This window comes from Stenotrophomonas sp. 112478_Sma (assembly GCF_056479905.1).
Genome location: NZ_CM151072.1, coordinates 3,630,662 through 3,653,341 on the forward strand (window position 1 = coordinate 3,630,662; position 22,680 = coordinate 3,653,341).

16 protein-coding genes are annotated in these 22,680 nt (G+C 66.9%); 7 read left to right on the top strand and 9 right to left on the bottom strand.

Annotated features, from left to right (window positions below):
• The first annotated feature begins 34 nt into the window (after positions 1 to 34).
• Positions 35 to 604 carry a M23 family metallopeptidase gene (locus ACZK08_RS16505; RefSeq protein WP_065181746.1) on the top strand — a complete coding sequence of 190 codons (570 nt, stop codon included), beginning with the start codon at positions 35 to 37 and terminating at the stop codon, positions 602 to 604.
• Between the two features lie 199 nt (positions 605 to 803).
• The gene (gene fhuE / locus ACZK08_RS16510) at positions 804 to 2,963 is read left to right on the top strand and encodes a ferric-rhodotorulic acid/ferric-coprogen receptor FhuE (protein WP_065181747.1); all 2,160 of its coding nucleotides are present in this window, start codon (positions 804 to 806) and stop codon (positions 2,961 to 2,963) included.
• Positions 2,964 to 3,066: 103 nt separating this feature from the next.
• Here fhuE and ACZK08_RS16515 read toward each other — a convergent pair whose 3' ends face one another.
• Positions 3,067 to 5,928, bottom strand: a complete 2,862-nt coding sequence (locus tag ACZK08_RS16515) for a TonB-dependent receptor (RefSeq protein ID WP_065181748.1) — start codon at positions 5,926 to 5,928, stop codon at positions 3,067 to 3,069.
• A gap of 296 nt (positions 5,929 to 6,224) precedes the next feature.
• Positions 6,225 to 6,632: an ExbD/TolR family protein gene (locus tag ACZK08_RS16520; protein WP_065181749.1), complete on the bottom strand. Its 408-nt coding sequence runs from the start codon at positions 6,630 to 6,632 to the stop codon at positions 6,225 to 6,227.
• A gap of 163 nt (positions 6,633 to 6,795) precedes the next feature.
• Here ACZK08_RS16520 and ACZK08_RS16525 point away from each other — a divergent pair, with 163 nt between their 5' ends.
• Positions 6,796 to 8,769, top strand: a complete 1,974-nt coding sequence (locus ACZK08_RS16525) for a transglycosylase SLT domain-containing protein (RefSeq protein WP_065181802.1) — start codon at positions 6,796 to 6,798, stop codon at positions 8,767 to 8,769.
• Positions 8,770 to 8,806: 37 nt separating this feature from the next.
• Positions 8,807 to 10,027: a multifunctional CCA addition/repair protein gene (locus ACZK08_RS16530; RefSeq protein WP_065181750.1), complete on the top strand. Its 1,221-nt coding sequence runs from the start codon at positions 8,807 to 8,809 to the stop codon at positions 10,025 to 10,027.
• 208 nt (positions 10,028 to 10,235) lie between these two features.
• Here the strand turns inward: ACZK08_RS16530 and ACZK08_RS16535 are convergent, their stop codons facing one another.
• Together ACZK08_RS16535 and ACZK08_RS16540 are read right to left on the bottom strand one after the other, a co-directional pair.
• Positions 10,236 to 10,670: an SseB family protein gene (locus ACZK08_RS16535; protein ID WP_005411035.1), complete on the bottom strand. Its 435-nt coding sequence runs from the start codon at positions 10,668 to 10,670 to the stop codon at positions 10,236 to 10,238.
• A 106-nt stretch (positions 10,671 to 10,776) separates the two neighbouring features.
• Positions 10,777 to 11,820, bottom strand: coding sequence for a S41 family peptidase (locus ACZK08_RS16540; RefSeq protein WP_065181751.1), 1,044 nt, complete (start codon positions 11,818 to 11,820; stop codon positions 10,777 to 10,779).
• 448 nt (positions 11,821 to 12,268) lie between these two features.
• Between ACZK08_RS16540 and ACZK08_RS16545 the strand changes: the two genes are divergently transcribed.
• Positions 12,269 to 12,706, top strand: a complete 438-nt coding sequence (locus ACZK08_RS16545; RefSeq protein WP_065181752.1) for a hypothetical protein — start codon at positions 12,269 to 12,271, stop codon at positions 12,704 to 12,706.
• 48 nt (positions 12,707 to 12,754) lie between these two features.
• On the opposite strand, the gene ACZK08_RS16550 is transcribed toward ACZK08_RS16545, so the two are convergent.
• From ACZK08_RS16550 to ACZK08_RS16570, 5 genes are read right to left on the bottom strand one after another with little or no spacing between them, the layout of a single operon-like run.
• Complete coding sequence (locus tag ACZK08_RS16550) at positions 12,755 to 13,822, bottom strand: acyltransferase family protein (protein ID WP_065181753.1); 1,068 nt, start codon at positions 13,820 to 13,822, stop codon at positions 12,755 to 12,757.
• On the bottom strand, positions 13,822 to 14,970 hold the full coding sequence (nagA, locus tag ACZK08_RS16555; RefSeq protein ID WP_065181754.1) for an N-acetylglucosamine-6-phosphate deacetylase: 1,149 nt from the start codon (positions 14,968 to 14,970) through the stop codon (positions 13,822 to 13,824). The genes ACZK08_RS16550 and nagA overlap by 1 nt, the downstream gene beginning before the upstream one ends.
• The gene (locus ACZK08_RS16560; RefSeq protein ID WP_053519280.1) at positions 14,970 to 15,998 is read right to left on the bottom strand and encodes an SIS domain-containing protein; all 1,029 of its coding nucleotides are present in this window, start codon (positions 15,996 to 15,998) and stop codon (positions 14,970 to 14,972) included. The genes nagA and ACZK08_RS16560 overlap by 1 nt, the downstream gene beginning before the upstream one ends.
• Before the next feature lie 7 nt (positions 15,999 to 16,005).
• Complete coding sequence (locus tag ACZK08_RS16565; RefSeq protein WP_065181755.1) at positions 16,006 to 17,073, bottom strand: LacI family DNA-binding transcriptional regulator; 1,068 nt, start codon at positions 17,071 to 17,073, stop codon at positions 16,006 to 16,008.
• Positions 17,074 to 17,112: 39 nt separating this feature from the next.
• A complete protein-coding gene (locus ACZK08_RS16570; RefSeq protein ID WP_065181756.1) occupies positions 17,113 to 18,399 on the bottom strand; it encodes a sugar MFS transporter in 1,287 nt (428 codons plus the stop codon).
• A gap of 375 nt (positions 18,400 to 18,774) precedes the next feature.
• On the opposite strand from ACZK08_RS16570, the gene ACZK08_RS16575 reads away from it, so the two are divergent.
• Together ACZK08_RS16575 and ACZK08_RS16580 are read left to right on the top strand one after the other, a co-directional pair.
• Positions 18,775 to 19,791 carry a glucokinase family protein gene (locus ACZK08_RS16575; RefSeq protein ID WP_053519284.1) on the top strand — a complete coding sequence of 339 codons (1,017 nt, stop codon included), beginning with the start codon at positions 18,775 to 18,777 and terminating at the stop codon, positions 19,789 to 19,791.
• A gap of 143 nt (positions 19,792 to 19,934) precedes the next feature.
• The gene (locus ACZK08_RS16580; protein ID WP_053519286.1) at positions 19,935 to 22,595 is read left to right on the top strand and encodes a TonB-dependent receptor; all 2,661 of its coding nucleotides are present in this window, start codon (positions 19,935 to 19,937) and stop codon (positions 22,593 to 22,595) included.
• Positions 22,596 to 22,680: the final 85 nt, after the last annotated feature.

Genomic DNA, 22,680 nt, shown 5'->3' on the forward strand with positions numbered 1-22,680 from the left:
GGCCTCGACACCCACCGCGCCATACTGGCGCGGCATGAATCCTTCGCCCCGCACACCCTCCACGTCTTCCGCCCGCCTGCTGCGCCGTTGGCTGCTGCGTGCGTTCCTGCTGGTCGTCACCGTCGTTGCCGCCCTGTCCGTCTGGAACAGCCGCTGGGCCGAAGCGCCGAAGATGCTGTGGTCATTGGCCCGGATGCCACCGGCCACCGAGCTGCCGGTACCGGTGGACGGCGTGCGGCCGGGCCAGATCGCCGATACCTTCGGCGCGCCGCGCGGGCGCGACCGCAGCCATGCCGGCATCGACATCTTCGCCGCGCGGGGTACCCCGGTCCGCAGCGCGACCCCGGGCGTGGTTGCCGAGGTGCGGGAAGGCGGCCTCGGCGGCCGTCAGGTCTGGGTGATGGGCCCCGGCCGCGAGCGCTACTACTACGCCCATCTGGAGAGCTGGGCCGCTGGCCTCGCCCGCGGCCAGGTCGTAGCCGCGGGCGATCTGCTCGGCCACGTCGGCGACAGCGGCAACGCCAAGGGCACCCCGCCGCACCTGCACTGGGGCATCTACGGCGCAGACGGCGCACGGGATCCTCTGCCACTGCTGCGCCGCTAAGCCGCCGGACGGCGATCTCCCGCAGCAGCCTGACGATCCGGCGCTGCGCGCCCCTGTTCATGATTTGTAAATAGGAATAGTTCGTATTAACATTCCTTTCGATTGCAGCGTCGCCAGGAAGGCGCGCCCGCCTCTCCCCTACCCTTAGCGCCTCGCCTCCTGGATGTCGGCCGAACGCGCATGCTCGTCCAGGAATCCCATGAACCGTCCTGCATTCCGTATCCCGCAGCCTCAGCGGCTGTCCGTTGCCGTGCTCGCCGCACTCTGCGCCATCGCCCCGACCGCCTTCGCAGAAACTGCCACCGATGCGACCACCCTCGACAAGGTGGTGGTCAAGGGCGAGCGCGCGGAGGGCTACTCGGTGCGCCGCACCTCGGCCGGTACCCGCTTCGACCTGACGCCGCGCGAGATTCCGCAGTCGGTCAGCATCATCAGCCATCAGCGCATCGAAGATCAGAACCTGGACGACATCATCGACGTGCTGGCCAACACTACCGGTGTGACCAGCACGCAATCGGACAGCGAGCGCACCGAGTTCTATGCGCGCGGCTTCTACATCGACAGTTACCAGTTCGATGGCCTGCCCACGCAGATGGTGCAGAACTGGAGCTACGGCGATTCCGGCCTGGACCTCGCCCTGTATGACCGCGTGGAGGTGGTGCGCGGCGCCACCGGCCTGCTCAGTGGCGCAGGCAACCCGTCCGCCTCGGTGAACCTGATCCGCAAGCATGCCGACAGCGCCGAGCTGGCCGGCAGCGTATCGGTGAACGTCGGCAGCTGGGGCCGTACCCGTACCACCGTGGACGTGGGCAGCGCGCTGAACGCCAGCGGCACCGTGCGTGGCCGGGTGATCGGCAGCTACCTCGACACCGACGCGCAGATGGACCGCTACAACCAGCACAAGACGCTGGGCTACGCGGTGATCGACGCCGACCTGACTCCGGACACGCAGTTGAGCGTGGGCTACGACTACCAGCAGAAGCGCGCCAATGGTGCGACCTGGGGCGGCTTCCCGATGCTGTTCTCCGACGGCTCGGCCACCGGCTACGACGAATCGTTCAACGCCAGTCCGAACTGGACCTACTGGGACACCACCAGCAAGCGCGCGTTCGCCACCCTGCAGCATGCCTTCAGCAATGGCTGGAAGTTCAAGGTCGGTGCGACCCACGATGAGACCAAGGCCGACGACAAGCTGTTCTACCCGGCGTACAACGACTGGACCAGTGGTGCCTCGTTCTTCGACAGGACCACCGGCACCGGCATTTCGCCGTCGGCCGGCTTCTACAACACCGAGCGCAAGGTCAACGCAGTCGATGGCTATGTCGACGGCCCGTTCCGGCTGTTCGGCCGCGAGCACCAGTTCATGGCCGGCCTGAGCTACAACAAGCGCGAGTACGCCAACTACGGCGACTACCAGATTGGCGGCCCCGGCCAGAGCTGGGACCCGTTCACCAGCTACCTTGGCTGGACCGGCGACATCTCCGAGCCGAACTGGAACCCGCTGGCGCTGGCCAGCGAAGGCACCATCACCCAGAAGGCCGGTTACATGGCCACGCGCCTGTCGCTGGCCGACCCGCTGAAGCTCATCGTCGGCGCACGCTACACCGACTGGAAGAGTGAAGGCGAAGGTGCGGACCGCTCGCACAAGGTCACCACGCCCTATGCCGGCCTGGTATTGGACATCAACGATACCTTCTCCACCTACGCCGCCTATACCGAGATCTTCCAGCCGCAGACACTGAAGGACCGCAACGGCAGCTACCTCGATCCGGTCGATGGCAAGAGCTACGAAGTGGGCGTCAAGGGCGCGTGGTTCGACAACCGCCTCAATGCTTCGCTGGCGGTGTTCCGCATCGAGCAGGACAACGTGGGCCAGGCCACCGGTGAGCCGGTGCAGGGCAGCCAGAACGAATTCGCCTACCGCGCCGCGCGCGGCACGGTCAGCCGCGGCTTCGAATTCGAACTGAACGGCGAGCTGGCCCCGGGCTGGAACGCGACCTTCGGTGCCTCGCGTTACGTGGCCAAGGATGCCAACGATGCCGACATCAACACCAACCTGCCGCAGACTGCGCTGAAGCTGTTCACCAGCTACACGCCGCAGTCGCTGCAGGCACTGACGGTCGGCGGTGGGGCAAACTGGCAGAACCGCATCTACTATGCGGTGCCGGCCTACGGCCGCATCGAGCAGAACGGCTATGCCCTGGTCAGCGCCTTCGTGCGCTACCGCATCTCGCCGGAGTTCAGCGTGCAGGCCAACCTCAACAACCTGCTGGACAAGCAGTACCTCTCGCAGATCAACGGCTACGGTGCGTACGGCGATGGCCGCAACGGCTCGCTGACGTTCACCTGGTCGTTCTGATCAGCTGCAGGGCGCAACCGCCCCGCTCCTGTAGCGCCGAGCATGGGCTCGGCGCTACACCCGCAAGGCAGCGCCGGAGTGTCCGGCGCTGCCCCTCATCACATCAGAACCGCAGGTCCGCGCGCATGTACCAGTAGCGGCCACGCGGAATGTCATAGGTCGACGCGTCATAGCCGTTCAGCGAGCACGACAGGCAGATCGGCGGATCCTTGTCGAACACGTTGTTCAGGCCAGCGGTCAGCTGCAGTCCCTTCATCCAGTCGATCCTGTAACCCACCTGCAGATCATGGAAGGTGGTCGCCGAGAGCGTGTTGGTGCCCGCCACCTGGTTGCTGCACACCGGGAACGCCACGGCGTCGCCACAGTCTTCGGTCAACTCGGAGATGTGCCGCACCGTCCAGTTCGCGCTCCAGTTGTCCAGTGTCCAGCCGATGCTGGCGTTGCTGGTCCATTCCGGAATCGAGCTGTCGGCCACTTCCACGCCCGGCTTCTGTGGCTGCCGCTGGCCGGCCGCACCGGTGGCCTCGTAACGACCGACGAAGGTGTTCTTCCAGCCCAGCTTGAACTGGCCGATCGAGGTCTGCGGCAGGGTCCAGAACAGGTCCACGTCCCAGCCATCGGTCTTGATCGAACCCAGGTTGGTCAGTCGGTTGTTGAAGCTGCTGACCGCGCCGGTGCTGGCACGGGTGATGCCATCGCAGTACACCGGATCCAGCGTATCCACACACAGGTCCAGCTGGGTCTGCGCGTTGATCGCCTGGATCGCGCCATCGATGTTGTGGCGGTAGAACGTCACTTCCACGTCGAAGCGCTCCGACCAGGAGGTGTTGTTGCCGAACCACGGGCTCCAGACGAATCCGGCACTGAAGCTGCGTGAACGCTCCGGTTCCAGCTCGCGGTTGCCGCCGGTGGTCACCGAGATCTGCGAGTTGGCCTGCTGGAAGCCGGCCGGCACGCCCAGCGCGGCACAGTTGGCGGCGCTGCCACGCGGCGGCGTGCCGCCCAGGCCGATCGAGCACGGATCGAACAGCTGCAGGTCCGCGCGCGCGGCCGATCCGTACAGTTCGCCGATCGACGGCGCGCGGAAGCCTTCGGCATAGGTGGTGCGCAGCACGAAGTCATCGGTCACCTGCCAGCGCAGGCCGTACTTGGGCGTGAACTCACCACCGAAGGTGGAGTAATCCGAGTAGCGGCCTGCCAGACTCAGGTCGAGCTTCTTGCCCAGTGCCGAATCGGCGAAGATCGGCACGCTCAGTTCCAGGTAGGCTTCATTGACGTCGTACGAGCCGGACGTCGGCTGCGACGGCACGCCGTTGTAGTGACCGATCACCGTCAACGGGTCGGGCTGGTACCAGCCTTCGTACTTGCGGTACTCGTAACCGGTGGCGAAGGACAACGGGCCGGCCGGCAGGTTGAACAGATCGCTGGACAGATTGGCGGTGAACAGACTCAGCTCGTTCTGGCTGCGGTCGCGTACCACCGGCTGGATCCAGCGCAGCATGTCCGGGGTGATGGAACCGGCACCGCCGAAGATGTTCAGCGGCACGCAGCCCGGCGTCGCCGCACATGCGGCAGGATCGCCCAGCGCCAGGTTGACGTTGTAGATGTTGTAGCTACCGTAGTTGGTCTGTTCGGCCTTGTTCTTGCTGTACATGCCGTTGACGTCCCAGAACCAGCTGCGGTCGGCCGCCTGGAAGTTGCCGACCAGGCCGGTGGCGAAGTACGTGGTGTTGACCTCCTGCTCGAACACGCGCGCGCCACCTTCCACCGGGCGGCGGCCGACCAGGCTCATGTTGCCGGACGACACCAGGTCGAAGCCGAACGGGTTGTAGGGATTGAGCGCCGAGATGGTGATGTTGTCGGCCAGCGGATTGCCGGTGGCGCCATCGGGGCCGAAGAACAGCGGCTCGGGGCCAGCCTGGTTGGTCGACTCGCGACGGTTGCCCAGTGCCTTGACGTACCACTGCACGTTGTCGGTGATGTCAAAGCGGAACTGACCGAAGAGGCCCTTCCGCTCCGACGGCGTCAGCACCATGTTGTACTCGGCGAAGTTGAAACGGTCAGCGCTGGTGAAGCAGTGGTAGTCGTCAGTGCGGTTGCAGCCGGCACTGCCGTCATAGCGTGGATTGCTCACGCCGGTGTTGGGCACGATGTTCTGCTGCGCGCCCGTGTTGGGGTCGACGAAGGCGAAGCGGCCCTGCGGAATGGCACCGCTGCCGAAGGCCAGGCCGGTACCGGGAATCGGGAAGCGCGACTGTTCACGGTCCTTCGCATACACCGGATCCTGCTTGGTCCAGCTGGCGCCGAGGAACAGACTGAAGCGATCACCGCTCTTGCCCCAGGCCAGGTCCACGCCCTTCTGCGTGCCGTCGCCCTTGCTGTATTCGCCGTAGTTCAGGGTCACCTGGCCGCCATCGAAATCACGGCGGGTGATGATGTTGACCACGCCGGCGATGGCATCGGAGCCATACAGCGACGACGCGCCGTCTTCCAGCACTTCGATGCGCTCGACGATGGCCAGCGGAATGGTATTGAGATCGGTCGCGGCGCCGACACCCGACGCCGATGACTCATTGACCCAGCGGATGCCATCGACCAGCACCAGCACGCGCTTGGCCCCCAGGTGGCGCAGATCGACCTGCGCCGAACCCGCACCGACGCCGCTGCCATCCGGGGGGAAGCCGAAATTGCCGGACGAATTGAACTTGGCATTGAGCGCCGAACCGGAGCCGGTGAGCTGCTGCAGCACTTCGCCGATCGAACTCAGGCCGGTGCGCTCGATGTCGCCGCGCGTCAGGGTCTGGATCGGAACCTGGCCCTCCACTTCAGCGCGCTTGATGCGGGTACCGGTGACCTCGACCGCGTCCAGGTTGGTGGTGGACTGTGCGGCGGCGCCCAGCGGTGCCAGGGCCGTCACGCACAGGGCGACGGCAACCGCCAGGGGGCGGTGGTGCAGGTGATTCATTCGCTCTCTCTCCAAAGGAATGTCGGGACATTGGCTGCCGTACGCCCCTCCTGCATGGCGGCAGCGTCTCCTTTGTAAACAAGTAGTCAAAATCACGGCGTGATGACCGACACCCTTTCACGCGGGCTTGACGCGATTGACGGGCAATCGCATCAGATAGCGACAGATTGTGTGTCGTGTTCCAGCCTTGGCGCGCTGACCACGCGCCTGTTGCGACAGCAGGTGCCGGCATCCGCGGAGTGCTCCAAAGCACTCTTGGTGGAGGGGCTGTCCATCGACAGCCCCTCATCCGCTGCTCAGCGCACGAAGGCAATGCGCTCCATGCCGGTGGCCTCGGCCGCCGCCAGGATCCGTGCCATCCCTTCGTACTCGGCCGCCGGATCGGTCGCGATGCGCAGCTCCGGCAGGTTGCCGGCGTACTTACCCGCCTGCGCCTGCAGGCGCGACTGCAGATCGGCAATGGCCAGAGGCTGGCCGTTCCAGCTGAGCTGGTTGGCTGCATCCAGACGCAGTTCGATCGGCGGCGGCGGGTCCGGCCGGGCGACCATGCGATCGGTCGCCTGCGGCAACTGCACTGCGATCGGCCGGGCCACGATCGGTGCGGTCACGATGAAGATGATCAACAGCACCAGCATCACATCCACCAATGGCGTGACATTGATCTCCGCCAGCGGGCCATTCCTTCCTGCGCTACTGAACGCCATGTGCCGCTCCCTGCAGCCGGGCGGTTCGCCCGGCTCTGACGTTACGCCGGCATCCCGCCGTTGCGGCAGAGGCTGCATGCACCTGCATTCAGCCGCCGTTGCCTTTGTCTGGCGTGCACGCGATGCGAAACTGAATTCAGCCAGTGCCCGCTATGCTGGCGCCATGACCCGACGCTCTTCGACCGCCCTGTCCCTGCTCCCGCTGGCCTCCCTGCTGCTGATCGGCTGCGCCGGTGCCCAGTCCCTCGATGCCCAGAACGCGCAGCTCAAAGCCGCCATCGCAGCTGCCGAACGCGGCCAGTTCGATCCCGGCCAGGCCGCCGCGCTCAGCCGCCATCCGGCCTATGGCTGGCTGGAGTACGCCAATCTGCGGCGCAACATCGACACGGTCGACACTGCGCAGGCGCAGGCCTTCCTCAAGCGTTACGAGGGCCAGGCCGTGGCCACCACCTTCCGCAGCGTGTGGCTGCCTTCGGTGGCACGCCGGCAGGACTGGCCCACCCTGCTCGCCAACTGGGCGCCTACCGACAATCTGGGCCTGCGCTGCGCGCAGTTGACCGCGCGACAGGTGACCAGCGGTGTGGATCCGCAATGGATCAGCGACGCCCAGGAGCTGTGGCGCCGGAACGGCAAGTCACTGCCCGACGGCTGCGATGCGGTGTTCGCCGTGCTGCAGGCCCAGGGGGGCCTGAGCGACGCACTGCGCTGGGAGCGCATCGACGCGGCCGCCGACGCGCAGCAGCCGGCGGTGATGCGCAGCGCCGCGCGCGGACTGCCGGCTGCCGACCTGGCGCTGGCCAACACCTATGCTGCGTTCGTCGACAAGCCCAATGCCAGCGCACTGAACTGGCCGCGCAATGATCGCAGCCGGCGCATCGCCACCGATGGCCTGGTCAAGCTGGCCAAGGCCGATCCGGATGCCACCGAGCAGCAGCTGCCGCAGTACGCGCAGGCCCTGGGCCTGAGTGCCGAGCAGCAGGCCCAGGTGCGCTACCAGATCGCGCTGTGGACGGTTGCCTCCTACCTGCCTGATTCCGCGCGGCGCCTCAATGCAGTCCCCGACGCCGCCTACGACGAGCGCCTGCATGAATGGCGCGTGCGCGAAGCGATGTCGCGTGGCGACTGGCCGGCGACCCTGGCGGCCATCCGCAAGATGGGGCCGAAACAGCGCAATGATCCACGCTGGCGCTATTACGAAGGACGCATGCTGGAGAAGACCGGGCAGGCACAGCAGGCACAGTCGCTGTTCCGGGAGGCCGCGCGCACGCCCACCTTCCACGGCTTCCTCGCGGCCGACAAGCTGCAGCAGGGCTACACGCTGTGCCCCTGGAAACCCAACGACAGCGAACAAGCCAAGGCCGCAGTGGCTCGCGATCCTGCCATCCAGCGCGCAGTGGCGTTGTTCCAGATCGATCGCGCCGGCTGGGCGGTGGCCGAATGGAACAGCGCGCTGTCGCGCTTCGATGACACCCAGCGCCGACTGGCGGTGCGGGTGGCCCAGGACAATGGCTGGTTCGACCGCGCGGTGTTCTCCCTCGGCAAGCAGCCGCAGGAGCAGCGCCTGTATGACCTGCGCTTCCCACTGCACCATGACGCCACGATCCGCCGCGAATCGGCGCGCAATGCCATCGACCCGGCCTGGGTCGCTGCGGAAATCCGCGCCGAAAGCATCTTCACTCCGCGCGCGCGCTCGCCTGCCAATGCGATGGGCCTGATGCAGGTGCTGCCGGCCACCGGTGCCGCCGTGGCGAAGTCCATCGGCCTGACCGGCTACGGCGGTGCCGACAGCCTCTACGACCCCGACACCAACATCGCCATCGGCACCGCCTACCTGCGCCAGCTGATGAACAAGTACGACGGCCTGCCCTATGTGACCATCGCCGCCTACAACGCCGGTCCGACGCCTACGGCACGCTGGCAGAGCCAGCGCCCCGGTTTCGATCCCGACCTGTGGATCGAGACGATCAGCTACAAGGAAACGCGCGAGTACGTCGCGCGCGTGCTGGCCTTCAGCGTGATCTACGACTGGCGCCTCAACGGTGACGCCCTGCCGCTGAGCGACCGCCTGATGGGACGCCTGGTCGACAAGCGCAAGAGCTTCAGCTGTCCGGCGGACGCGGGTCAGGGCGGCGACTGATTCGGCTCTGCGCGCCGGGCATGCCATCATCCCCGCCATGAAGATCTATCTTGTCGGCGGCGCCGTGCGCGACCGCCTGCTGCAGCGTCCCGCCGGCGACCGCGACTGGGTGGTGGTCGGTGCCACGCCCGCGCAGATGGAAGCGCAGGGCTTCAGCGCCGTGGGGCGGGACTTCCCGGTGTTCCTGCATCCGCAGACCGGTGAGGAATACGCTCTGGCCCGCACCGAGCGCAAATCTGGCCGCGGTTATCGCGGTTTCGTGGTCGATGCCGATCCGGCGGTCACGCTGGAAGAGGACCTGCAGCGCCGCGACTTCACCATCAATGCCATTGCCTGCGACGAAGACAGCGGTGCGCTGGTCGATCCTTACGGCGGCGTGCGTGACATCGAGCAGCGCGTGCTGCGCCACGTCGGTCCTGCCTTCGTTGAAGATCCATTGCGCGTGCTGCGCGCGGCCCGCTTCATGGCCCGCTTTGCCCCGCTGGGGTTCACCGTTGCCCCCGAAACCATGGCGCTGATGCGCGAGGTCGCTGCCAGCAGTGAGCTCGACGCGCTGGTACCAGAGCGCGTCTGGCAGGAACTACGAAGGGCGCTGGCAAGCGAACGGCCTTCGGCGTTCCTGCGCACCCTGCACGAGGCGCACGCACTGGGCCCGGTCCTGCCCGAGCTGGAAGCGCTGTATGGCGTTCCGCAGCGTGCCGAGTTCCACCCGGAAATCGACACCGGCCTGCACCAGGAGATGGTCAGCGACATGGCAGCGGCACTGGCCCCGGGCGATGACCTGGTCGGCTTCGCCGCGCTCACCCACGATCTCGGCAAGGGCCTCACCCCGCCAGAGGAATGGCCGCGCCACATCATGCACGAGCAGCGCGGCATCACGCCATTGAAGGCGCTGTGCGCCCGCTTGAAGGTCCCCGTCGAACACCAGCAGCTGGCAGAAGCGGTCTGCCGCGAGCACTTGAACGTGCACCGCATCGACGAGCTCCGCGATGCCACCGTGCTGGAACTGCTCGGTCGCTGCGACGCGCTGCGCCGGCCCGAACGCATCGCGCGCATCGCAGTGTGCTGCGAGGCCGACAAGCGCGGACGGCTGGGATTCGAGGACAGTGACTACCCGCAGGGCGAAACGCTCAAGCGCCTGCATCAGGCGGCGCTATCGGTACAGGCACGGGATCTGGATACGACGCACTTGAAAGGCCCGGCGATTGGTGAAGCATTGGCCAGGGCGCGGGTGAAGGCGATTGCGGCGGCACGCTGACGCTGGAGTGGGGGCTGAGGTGCCTTGAAGCTGGTCCATGCCAGGCGTTTGGCTGGAAGACCCCACGCCGAGACTCACGCACAGCAATGCCAATTCTCTGTCGATGAAAACCTCAAAGTGATCGTCGAATCACTTCTCAGCGGCAAACCCGGTCCTTATGCGACACCACATGTGAGCGCATCCGGATCTACCACCGGCATCGGTGTGGTCAGTGCGCCATGCCCCGCGTGATCGCAGCAGCGCGCTGCTTCAACTGCGCCACGGCATCGGGAATCATCTCCATGCCCACGTCCAGGCCGGGGTTCAGCACCAGGCCGACACCGTCGCCGATTCCGGCCAGCAGCGCATGCACCGCGATCGGCATGGCATGCGCGAACTGCGGCAGCTGTTCGTGCCACAGGCCGGCACGCTCGGGGGCGGTGAACACCGCGAACATCGGCTCGCCACTCTCGCTGGTCAGCACCAGGGGCGAGATGCTCTCATCCCATGCGCCGTCTTCGCCGATGGCCTTGTCCAGCAGCACGAACGCCGTCGAGGTCAGCAGCCCATCGAGGAACTGCGACGCGGTCAGCGTGCCATCCTGGGCCTGCAGCAGGCGCACCTCGAGGTCGTTGAGGGGTTCGAACGGGGTGTCGTGGTCCATGGTCGCTTCCGCTACGTGATTGCAGGAGAGACTTTAACAGGCCGGGCCCTCGAGCGATGAACCGGTGTCAGCGGCGCCTCCCACGGCTCACCTTCCTGCGTGCAGATCAACGCCCCGAGCAGGCGGGCTGGGCCAGCAGCCAGTCCTGCGCGGCCTGCAGACCGGACGCTCCGGGGGCGGTGGGCTGATCCGGCTGCAGCTGGCGACCGTCACCCTGCCCCTGGCGGTCGGTCATGATATTGACGGTCAGCAGCAGCATGCTGCCATCCACCAGGGGCACGGGTTGATTGCCGGTGGAATAGCCTGCACTGGGCTGGCCGAAACTGCGGCTGCCGGGCTGGCCGCGGAAGGCCAGCGCCACGGCCTCGCCCGAACTGGCGGTACGGGGGCCGAACACCACCGCAACCGGTGCGGAACCGCCGCGCAGCACATAGGCCGCCTGGCGCGAGCGAAGCCGCGAATTCGCGCCATCCAGGACCTCTCCGTCGCGTTGTCGCCACGGCCGTTGCCCTTCGGCGCTGCGGAAGCCGCCGATCACGGCCCCTTCCTTATCCGGGGTGCCCTGCAACAACGGCAGCAGGCCCAGCAGCATGGGCCACATGTTGCCGCCGCCATTGCCGGACAGATCCACCACCCAGCCGCACCGCGTGCCGTCATCCAGGGTCACGATGCGGTGCTGCAGCGCCAGCGCGTAGGTTCTGCGAGCGTCATACCGTGCTTGCTCGCCCGCCTGAGGATCGTCCAGGAACGGGCTCACCTGCAGTACACCGACGCGCGCATCGGCCTGCCACGGCATTGGCGACGCCGCATCCTGGCCGGCCTTCAAGCGTTGCGCACGCCCGGAACGCTGGCGTTGCAGGCTGGGCGGAATCCAGCGGCCATGGCCGCCCGTGCTGCGGGTAGCGGCGTCATCCAGCAATTGGCGCCGGCCAGCATCATCGGTTGCGGCGGCCAGCGTCGCGCGTACACCGGCCCAATCGACACGGTCGCGATACAGCGCGCGCGCCTCCAGCAGCTGCAGCATCTGCACCTGCGCCTCCGGTGAGGGCAGTTCAACCGCGGATGCCGAGGCCGTTGCGGCCATCGTCTGCGCAGCCCAAAGCACGACCACCGTCGCACCCGCGCGCCGCACTCCGTTGCAGATCTGCATACGACGTTCCTTGCCGTTGAGTCAGGCGCCCAGCATAGCGGGTTGATGATCGGCACGGCCATCGCGCAGGTTGTCGCATCTGGACTGGCTGGCAGCGCAGGCATTGCGCGATGCCGACACAGCGCTCCGGGCGCGAGGAAGGCAGCCGATACGAACACACACATTGCAACTTTGCCCATGTCATCGCGCTGTAGACCGCGCGACGGTGGCATCTGCCAGCGCCCCCGTGCTGGCCGGGATTGGCGTCCCGAATGAAGCTTTTCAGCGGCGGGCTTGCGACAACATCGCGGGCCCGAATAGTGCACCCTCCGTCGTTCTGCGGCGGGCGGTGCGTGGGGATCTCCGGATCCGCCGGCTTTTTCTCCGTTGAAAAGCTTCACCGGCACGCCAACCCGCACCGCCCGCCACCTTGCGTCCTGCAGGTGGACTTGCCTGAGAGGTTGCTGCCATGACCCTGCCCCATCCCACCCATCCCCGCCTGCACGCGCTGCTGGGCGACGCCCTGCCTGGGCTGCGGCTGCCCGCCGCTGCCGCCGACATCCTGGAAGATGCGCTGGCCGCAGCCCACGAGAACGTGCCGCAGCCTGCATTCTTCGCCCGGTTACGCAGCATCGCGCGCGGCGACGGTGCCAACGGCCAACCTTGGCCCGAAACGCGGATCACGGAAGCGAGGGCGCGTGATCTGGCCGGCGCTACGCGCTGCCTGGCCGCAGTGTCTTCCTGCGCAGGACTGCTGCTGGCCGCGCAGGCGGCGCGGGAGATGGACGATGCCCGAGCGCACTGCCCGCCGCAGGTGGAAGAAGGGCTGCTGCACGCGGTACAGGTGCTGGCCGATCACGCGGGGGCGCTGGTGGAGCCCGCAGCGGCAGTCCCCGGCCAGCAATGAGCCGAGCTGGCCCTGCTCCACCGCAGGTGCGTCCATACCCCGGCGCTGTCAGATCTTGAGATAGATCCTGCGCCGGTCCAGCCACCACGCGACGCCCCACCACAGGGTGACGAAGGCCAGGGCCTGCAGCATCGACGCCAGCTCCAGCGCACCCGGCATCGCCGCCGCCAGCTGCTGCCAGACCCAGCCCCAGGCGCCGGTTGCCAACAATGCCACCGACATCACTGAGGCCCCCAGGTACGCGGTGATCGCGTTGACCCCAAAACGACGGCCCCACGCGGGCCAGCCCTTCTGGTCGATCAGCACATGCGCCAGCCACAGGGCCAGCGCCGCAAGACCTCCGGTCCACAGCACGTAGCTGGGCGTCCACAGCTGCTTGTTCAACGGCAGCACAATGGCAAGCAGCAGGCCCAGCACTGCCGTTGCGGCGCCCAATCCTGCCAGCGCCACAGCGCGACCTCTGCGCAGCAGTGCGCCGGCCAGCAGGCCCAGGGTGGTGCTGGCCAGCGCGCCCAGCGTGCTCAGCAGCCCTTCCGGGTCATGCCCAAGCCCGGTATCGGCGTGCCACTGGTAGATCCACGGGGCGAACAGAGCGGTATCCAGACGGCTGGCCGGGTTGGTCCATGGCGACAGATCACCGAGGCCGAGCAGCAGCACTGTATAGCCCACCAGCAGCCCGACAAGCACTCCGACCTGCACGTGCAGCCGCGCATACACCGCCAGCAGGCCAACCAGCGCCGCACACACCGCGATGCGTTGCAGCACGCCCCAGATGCGGAAGTGATGCGTATCCAGCGCCCACCAGATCAGCAGATGCAACAACGCGCCGGCTACCAGGATGCGCAGCGCGCGCTCCAGCACGCCACGCGCCAGTGTGGGTCGCACCGACGCATCGAGCGCGCGCGGTGCCACGCTGAAGGCCATCGACACGCCGACCAGGAACAGGAAGAACGGGAACACCAGATCGGTGGGCGTGCAGCCATGCCAGTCCGAATGACGCAGCGGTGCGAACACCGCACTCCAGTCGCCCGGGTTGTTGACCAGCAGCATCGCCGCCACGGTGATGCCGCGCAGGGCATCGATCGAGCCCAGGCGCGCTGACGGCGCAGCACTCATCAGGCGGCCTCGTACTGTCCGGCAATCCAGGTGCCCCGCACCTGCAGGGCATCGTCCAGCAGCACCAGGTCGGCCTGGTAACCCTCGGCGATGTGGCCCAGCCGGTCGTCCACATTGAGGAACTGCGCCGGATAGGTCGAGGCCATGCGCGCCGCTTCGGCAAGCGGCTGGCCGAGCATCTGCACGGTGTTGCGCACGGCCGTGGCCATGTCCAGTGCCGAGCCGGCCAGCGCGCCAGCTGCGTTGCGCACCACCCCATCGACGGCAGTGATGGTCTCGCCATACAGCACATAGGTGGGATCATCGGCGCCGACCGGCGGCATCGCATCGGTCACCAGCAGCAGGCGACCGCGTGGCTTGGCCGCCAGCGCTACCCGCAGGCTGGCCGGATGCACGTGCACGCCGTCGACGATGATGCCGATCCAGCTGTCGCGATCTTCCAGCGCGGCACCCACCGCACCCGGCTCCCGGCCCTGCAGCGGCGACATCGCGTTGTACAGATGGGTGAAGCCGCGCACACCGGCATCCAGGCCGGCGCGGATCTCTTCGTACGTTCCAGCGGTATGTCCAGCCGCGACGATCACCCCGCGCTCCACCAGCGCGCGGATCGACTCCAGCGGTACCCGTTCCGGCGCAAGGGTGAGCAGGGTCACGCCATTGTCCAGCGAGGCGGCCAGCGCGATCTCCTCCGCATCGGGCACGCGGAACTTGCTGGCGTCGTGGGTGCCCTTCCGTGCCGGGGCGATGTACGGCCCTTCCAGATGGATGCCGATGACACCGGGTACGCCTTGAGCGATGGCTTCGCGCAAGGCGGCGATCGCCTCGCGCATCACCGCCACGTCATCACTGATCAGCGTCGGCAGCATCGCGGTGGTGCCGAAACGGCGGTGCGCCTGCGCGATGGTGCGCAGGGCCGCCACGTCCGGCGTGTTGTTGAACAGCGCGCCGCCACCGCCATTGACCTGCACGTCGATGAAACCCGGCAGCAGCCAGCCGCCGCCGAGATCGACCTGCTCGGCCGCCTGGCCCACCTGCGGCGCGGCATCGGGGAGCAGCGCGCTGATCTTCCCGTCCTCGATGAGCACTGCCAGGTCATCGCGGAAATCATCCCCGACCAGGATGCGGGCATTGCGCAGCACGGTTGCCATCACACGGTCTCCGTGACCTTGTTCAGATGCGGCGGCAGGTCCGGGTTGAACCCGCGGCGCAGCGCCAGCGCATTGATCGCACGGTAGAAACTCTGCACGGTGAGCAGCGGAGCGCACAACGGATGCGGCGCGGCAGCCACCGGCAGGTTGCCTGCGGCGCCGGCCATCCATACCTGCGCACCACGCGCTGAGAACTCCTCCACCACGGCACGTGTGCCCGCGCCGGTCTCATCGGGCTGGGCGAAAGCCAGCACCGGGAAGCCGCGGCCGACCAGCGCCATCGGGCCATGCTTGACCTCGGCCGAGCTGTAGGCCTCGGCATGCAGACTGCAGGTTTCCTTGAACTTCAGCGCCGCTTCCTGCGCCGCGCCAAGCCCAAGCCCACGCCCGAGCACGAACAGGTTGGTGGCGTCCACCAGGCCATCGGCCAGCGCCGTCCAATCGCACTGCCATGCCTCGCGCAACGCATCAGGCAGCAACTCCAGCGCAGCGCGCAGGCCACTGTCCTGCTTCCAGTACGTGGCCAGCTGCAGCAGTGCCGCAAGCGACGCCAGGTAGCTCTTGGTCGCGGCCACACTCTTCTCCGGGCCCGCATGCAGCGGAATCACCGTGTCGGCCAGCTGCGCCAACGGCGAATCCTCGACATTGACCAGTGCGACCACGCGCGCACCGGCGGCCTTGGCCGCTTCGGCATTGCGCAGCAGATCCGGACTCTTGCCCGACTGCGAGATGACGATGAACAGTGCACCGCGCAGCTGCAGCGGCGCGGCATACACCGAGCCCACAGACGGCGAGGCGGAGGCGACCACCAGGCCCAGCTGGGTTTCCAGCAGGTACTTGCCATAGGTGGCGGCATGATCGGAGCTGCCGCGCGCGCAGGTGACCACGAACGGGGGTGGCGCGGCGCGCAGGCTGGCAGCCAGCGTCTCCATCGTGGCGTGGTTGCGCGAGAACTGGCGGGCGACGACGTCGGCCGCTTCAGCGGCTTCGGCGAACATCAGGGTGGAGGTGGGGTCGGACAGCGACATGGCGGGCTCAGGCAGGATCGGAAGGGAGTGGGCGGGCGCCGGCGGGACGCATCGGCGCAGTCGACCCGCGCACGATCAGCTGCGGCACGAAGCCCTGGTTGTGCAGCGGTGCCGGCGCGTCGTCATAGGCATCGCTGCGCAGCTGCGCGATCAGCAGACGCGCGGCGTGGCGTGCGATGTCCTCGGTGGCCTGCTTGGCGGTAGTCAATGGCGGCCAGGACTGGCGCGAGAACGGGCTGTCCTCGAAGCCGGCAATGGACAGGTCGTAGGGCACGTTCATCCCCGCCGATTTGGCAGCGGCCAGCACGCCCGCAGCGATTTCATCGTTGGAGCCGAAGATGGCGGTGGGCGGTTCGCGCAGCGCCAGCAGGCGGCGCGCGCCCCGGAAACCGTCGTCGAAGGTGTAGTCGCCCTGCACCACAAGATGCTTGTCCACGGTCATGCCGTAGTCCTTCAGCGCCGCTTCGTAGCCGGCATAACGTTCGCCGGAAGAGCGGTGCGAGCTGCCACCCCACAGGAAGCCGATGCGCTGATGGCCCAGCTGGATCAGATGCTCGGTGATCTCATAGGCCGCTTCGCGGTCGTCGACGAACACGCAGGCTCCGTCCGCCGGGTCCTCGGTCGCCGCGATGATGCGCACCAGCTTGATGCCGCGTGCGGTCAGCGCCTGCACCAGATCGCGGCGCTCGGACATCGGTGCGGTCAGCACCAGGCCGGCCAGGCGCGAGCGCTGTACCCAGTCGGCCAGTTCATCGGCCAACAGGGGCGAGCTCGAGTCGCAGGGGTGGATCTGCAGGCCGAAGCCGGTCTCCCGGCACGCGGCCAGCACGCCGTTCTGCACGCCGATGATGTGGTACGGGTTGGGGTTGTCGTAGACCAGCCCGATCACGAAAGTGGTCCCGCTGCGCAGGTTGCGCGCGGACGGATCGGGCTCGTAGTCGAGCTCGGCGATCGCCCGCAGCACCCGCGCACGGGTGGCCTGCATCACGGAGGGCTCGTTGTTGATCACCCGCGAGACGGTCTTCAGAGAGACCTTGGCCTTCTCCGCGACGTCCTTGATGGTCGCTCTGCGCATGGGTTTTCCCTGGGGTTGGCTGCCGTCCATCATCGCCTATCAGCGCTCCTGCGGCAGGCCGGCGCGGTGGCCGATGACCGAGTAGAACAGGATGTACAGGTAGCACGGCACCATCAGCAGCACGAACACCAGCTGGAAATCGATGTGCTGCTTGAGCACGGCGAACAACTGCGGAATGATCGCGCCACCGGCGATACCCATCACCAGCAGCGCCGAGCCGGTCTCGGTGAAACGGCCCAGGCCACGGATCGCCAGCGGGAAGATGGCCGGCCACATCATTGCGTTGGCAAAGCCCAGCAGGGCCACGAAGGCCACCGAAACGTAGCCGTGGGTGGCCCAAGCACCGAGGCAGAACACCACGCCCAGTACCGCCGAAACGGTCAGGTAGCGCGACTGCGAAACCACCCGGGGAATCAGCAGCAGGCCCACCACGTAGCCAGCCAGCATCGCCGCCAGGGTCAACGAGGTGAACATCTTGGTCTGGTCCAGCGGCAGGTCGAAGCCGTGGCCATAGGTACCGATGGCATCACCGGCCATCACTTCCACGCCGACATACACGAACAGGCAGAGCACGCCCAGCCACAGGTGCGGGAACTGGAAGATGCTGCTGCGCTCGGCTGCGCCGGCGGCCATCGGGGTGGCGTTGGCCTCGGAGGACTTGATCTCCGGCAGCGGCGAGAACAGTACGGCGACGGCCAGCAGCACCAGCAGGCCGGCCATCGCCAGGTACGGTGCATGGATCTTGGCGGCGAACTCATTGAGCAGGGCCACCTTGGTGACCGCGTCGGCCGCCTGCACCTGCTTGTCCAGGTCACCGATGCCATGCAGCACGAGGGTGCCGATCAGCACCGGCGCCAGCATGCCGGCGATCTTGTTGCAGATGCCCATCAGCGCGATGCGACGCGCTGCGGTCTCGATCGGGCCGAGGATGGAGATGTAGGGATTGATCGCCGTCTGCAGCAGGGCCAGGCCGCTGCCGATCACGAACAGCCCGCCCAGCGCGCCGGGGTACCAGCGCTGCGTCGCGAATTCACCGAAGAGTGCCGCGCCGCCGGCCATCACCAGCAGGCTCAGGCTGAGGCCCTTCTTCATGCCGGTGCGGCGCAGGATCCACGACGACGGCAGGGCCAGGAAGAAATAGGACAGGTAGAACACCATCAGCACCAGGAAGGCGCCGACCTCGCTGAGCTCGAAGGCCAGCTTGACGAAGGTGATCAGCGGGCCGTTGAGCCAGGTGAAGAAGCCGATCAGGAAGAACAGGACGCCGACGATGGCGATGGAGGTGGCCACGTTCGGGCGCGCGCTTGCAGCGGGGACGGCGGACATCAGGAGGGCTCCTGCGGCGACGGTCGCAGAACGCGGCGTCGGAGAGTGGCTGGGAACAACGTTGTCACATTCTTTCGATGGACAACGGCGGTTTGTCAACTTCCCTGCGCGGGGCAGCGCAGGCCATGCTGCATCGCGCAACCGCCGCGTGCGGTCGCGTGCTGAATGCGCTGGAGCCGTTGAGCCCCGTGCAGCAAGGGCTCCGGCGTGAAGGCGCTGTTCACGCCATGGAAACGTTTACCGCACGCCCCATTCGTTGCGCCGCAGCAACGAAAGTGTCACGAACTCGTTGACATCGTTGTCAGCGGGGTTACAGACTCCGCCCAACAGCCGGCCTCACCCTCGGATCCGGCCCCCTCTTCAGCAGGAGCCCGCGTGACCGCCAGCCATCCCGCCCCGGCCCATGTCCTGTCCCGCGTCGCGCCCTCGTTCCTGGCCGCCGACGTCGGCGGCACCCATGTGCGTGTCGCCCGGGTCCAGGCCAGCGGCGATGCCGCCCATCCGGTGCAGGTGCTGGAGTACCGCAAGTATCGCAATGCCGACCACGCCGGCCTGAGTGCGATCCTGTCCGACTTCCTGGGCGACGGCCCGCGCCCGGCGCATTGCGTGGTGGCCACGGCCGGTTATGCGCGCGAAGACGGGACGGTCATCACTGCCAACGTGCCCTGGCCGCTGTCCGCGCGGCAGATCGAGGCCGACGTCGGCGTACAGCAGGTCCACATCGTCAACGACTTCGAAGCGGTGGCCTATGCCGCGGCACAGGTCGACGCCAGCGGCGTCCTGCACCTGTGTGGGCCGGAAAGCGCCCCGCGCGGACCGACCCTGGTGGTCGGTCCGGGTACGGGCCTGGGTGCGGCACTGTGGATCCCGACCGCCCATGGCCCGGTCGTGCTGGCTACCGAAGCCGGGCAACCGACGCTGGCCGCCAGCACCGAACTGGAAATGGCCATCGTCCGCCACATGCAGCGCGAGCGCGCTCACGTGTCGATCGAGCACGCAATCTCCGGCCCCGGCCTGATGAACCTGTACCGCGCGGTGTGCGCCCTGCAGGGACAGCAGCCCACCCTGGCCAGTCCGGACGCGGTCACCGCCGCGGCGATGGCCGGCACTGATGCGCACGCACGCAAGGCGCTGGATGTGTTCTGCGGCCTGCTCGGCAGCACCATCGGCGACATGGCCCTGTTCTACGGCGCCCATGGGGGCGTCTATCTGGCCGGCGGCATCCTGCCGCAGATCCGCGAGTACCTGCGCACCAGCACCTTCGTCGAGCGCTACCTGCAGAAGGGGCCGATGGGCGAAGCACTGGCACGCATCCCGGTGAAGGTGGTCGAGCACGGCCAGCTGGGCGTGGTCGGTGCTGCCAGCTGGTACCTGCAGCAGTCGGCCGCCTGACACCGCAACAGGCTTCAACGCAATCGCAGCACGCAGTACGTGGCACGCCAATGCACGGGACATCGCCGCCGCCCCGCGCACGTCAACGCAACCGCAACCGAACACCGCCGCCGGCACCCAATCGAGTGATGAGGAGAGACATCATGAACACCCGCAAGACCCTGCTTTCGGCCGCCATCGTCAGCTGCCTCGCTTTCAGCGCACATGCCCAGCAGGCTGCGCCGACCGCAACCGACCTGGACACCGTGACCGTCACCGGCATCCGTGGCTCGATGGAGAAGTCGCTGGATACCAAGCGCGAAGCCAACGCGCGCGTGGAAGTGGTGACCGCCGAAGACGTCGGCAAGCTGCCGGCGCACAATGTGGCCGACACCCTGCAGCGCCTGCCCGGCGTCAACATCAGTTCGTCCAGCGCCGACGAAGGCGGCTTCGATGAAGCCGACCGCGTCAGCCTGCGTGGCACCAGCCCGAGCCTGACCCAGACCCTGATCAACGGCCACACCGTCGGCTCGGCCGACTGGTTCGTGCTCAGCCAGGGCAACAACGTCGGCCGCAGCGTCAGCTACTCGCTGCTGCCTTCCGAGCTGGTGAGCTCGGTGGAAGTGAACAAGTCCTCGCAGGCCAAGCTGCAGGATGGCGGCACCACCGGTACCGTCAACATCATCACGCGCAAGCCGCTGGAGTTCGCCAAGCCCTTCAGTGCGGAAGCCTCGGTAGGTGCGGTCCGTTCGGACCAGGCCAAGTCGACCGACCCGCAGTACTCGGCGCTGTTCAACTACAAGAATGACGCCAACAACTTCGGCGTGATGCTGCAGGCCTTCTACCAGAAGCGCGAGCTCCGCCGCGAGGCGCAGGAAATCCCGGGCGGTTTCACCCGGATCGGCGCCGATGATCCGGTGGCCCTCACCAATCCGGACCTGATCGGCGTGGCCGTCCCCGGCCTGCTGGGTTCGACCCTGTTCGAACAGACCCGCGAACGCAAGGGCGGGCTGGTGACCATCCAGTTCAAGCCGACCGATACGCTGAACCTGTCGCTTAGCGGCTTCTCCTCCAAGCTGGAAGCCAACAACTACAACCGCAATTTCATGCTGTGGGGCGGCAACTTCGCCAAGTCGCAGGCGCCGAACCCGGGCTACACCGTGACCGACGGCGTGCTGAGCAATGCCACCTACGCGGGCGTCCCGGGCACCAACTACGGTGTCTACGACATGATCTACCGTGAAGCCACGGCCAAGACCAACTACGTCACGTTCGACGCCGACTGGCAGATCAACGACACCCTGGACATGAAGTTCCAGGCCGGTACCACCAAGGGCACCGGTGAAACCCCGCGCCAGTTCATTGCTGAAGTCACGCTCGGCCAGGGCGGCGGTGCCAGCTGGGCAACGCACGGCGCCGGTTCGCCGGTGGACTGGAACATCGGCGGCGACATCAGCCCCAGCGGCGTCACCAGTTTCGGCACGTGGGGCAACCAGCTGGTCCGCGCCGAAGACAAGGAAGACTGGGCCACGCTGGACTTCAGCCAGTATTTCGGCACCGGCGTGCTGAACTCCGTGGACTTCGGCGTGCGCTTCGCCGACCACGAACGCGAAGCGCTCTCGCCGGAAGGTGCGACCCCGGGTGACATCTGGTCCGCACTGCAGGGCAGCGCCACCGCCAACTATCCCAGCGGCTTCGCCGGTGATGTCGGCGGCACCTTCCCGCGCAACATCTGGTACTACACGCCGGATGCACTGAAGAACGCGATCATCAACAACTCCACCTGGCTGGCCGGCAACGATGGCCCCACCGGCCGCCACAACTACGGTGCCGAGTGGAAGGTGAAGGAGAAGAACTTCGCCGGCTACGTGCAGGCCAACTTCAGCGGCGACTGGTGGAGCGGCAACGTCGGCCTGCGCTACGTCAACATCAAGCAGGACATCGACACCTACAACGCGGTCAGCAATGCCGCCGATGCCGATGTGAGCAGCCTGTTCGGCATGTGGGAGCGCACCGCCTTCCAGAACAAGCGCAACCGCGTCCTGCCCAGCGCCAACATCAAGTTCGACCTGGACGACAGGCTGGTGCTGCGCGTGGCCGCGTCGCAGACCCAGACCCTGCCGGATTATTCGGCCCTGGGCGCTTCGTCGTGGGGTTCGGACCTGAACAAGACCGGCGGCGGTGGCAACCCGAACCTGAAGCCGACCCTGTCCACGAACTTCGACGCCAACCTGGAGTGGTACTTCATGCCGCGCGGCCTGCTGTCGGTCGGTGCGTACCACATGGACATGAAGGACTACATCGCCTTCGACGTGGTCTCGCGCCAGCTGTACAGCGAACTGACCAACCAGCTCGAGACCTACCAGATCTCCACCCCGATCAATGCCGACGGCAAGGTCACCGGCGTGGAAGTGGCCTATGAGCAGCCGATCGGCGAGTACTTCGGCATCAACGCCAACTACACCTACGCCAACGGCACCACGGCCCACACCTGGTCCGACGGTTCGCACAACCTGCTGGGTACCTCGAAGAACACCTACAACGTGGGGGCCTACTTCGAGAACGAGCGTTTCGGAGCACGCGTCAGCTACACGCACCGCTCGTCGTTCCTGATCAGCCTGTCGGGCACCAACCCGTACTACCAGGATGATTTCGGCACGCTGTCGGCCTCGTTGAGCTACAAGGCCACCGACTGGCTGAGCATCAGCCTGGATGCGCTGAACCTCAACAACCCGACCTACAAGTACTACCAGACCGCGGCCATTCCGACGTCGTTCTACAGCAACGGCCGCCAGTACTACCTCAACTTCCGCTTCAAGTACTGATCCATCGGCCGCGTCATCGCCGAGTCGTGCACGCACGCCGGGCCTGGGTCATTCCGGGCCCGGCGTTTTTCATGTATAGCGTTCA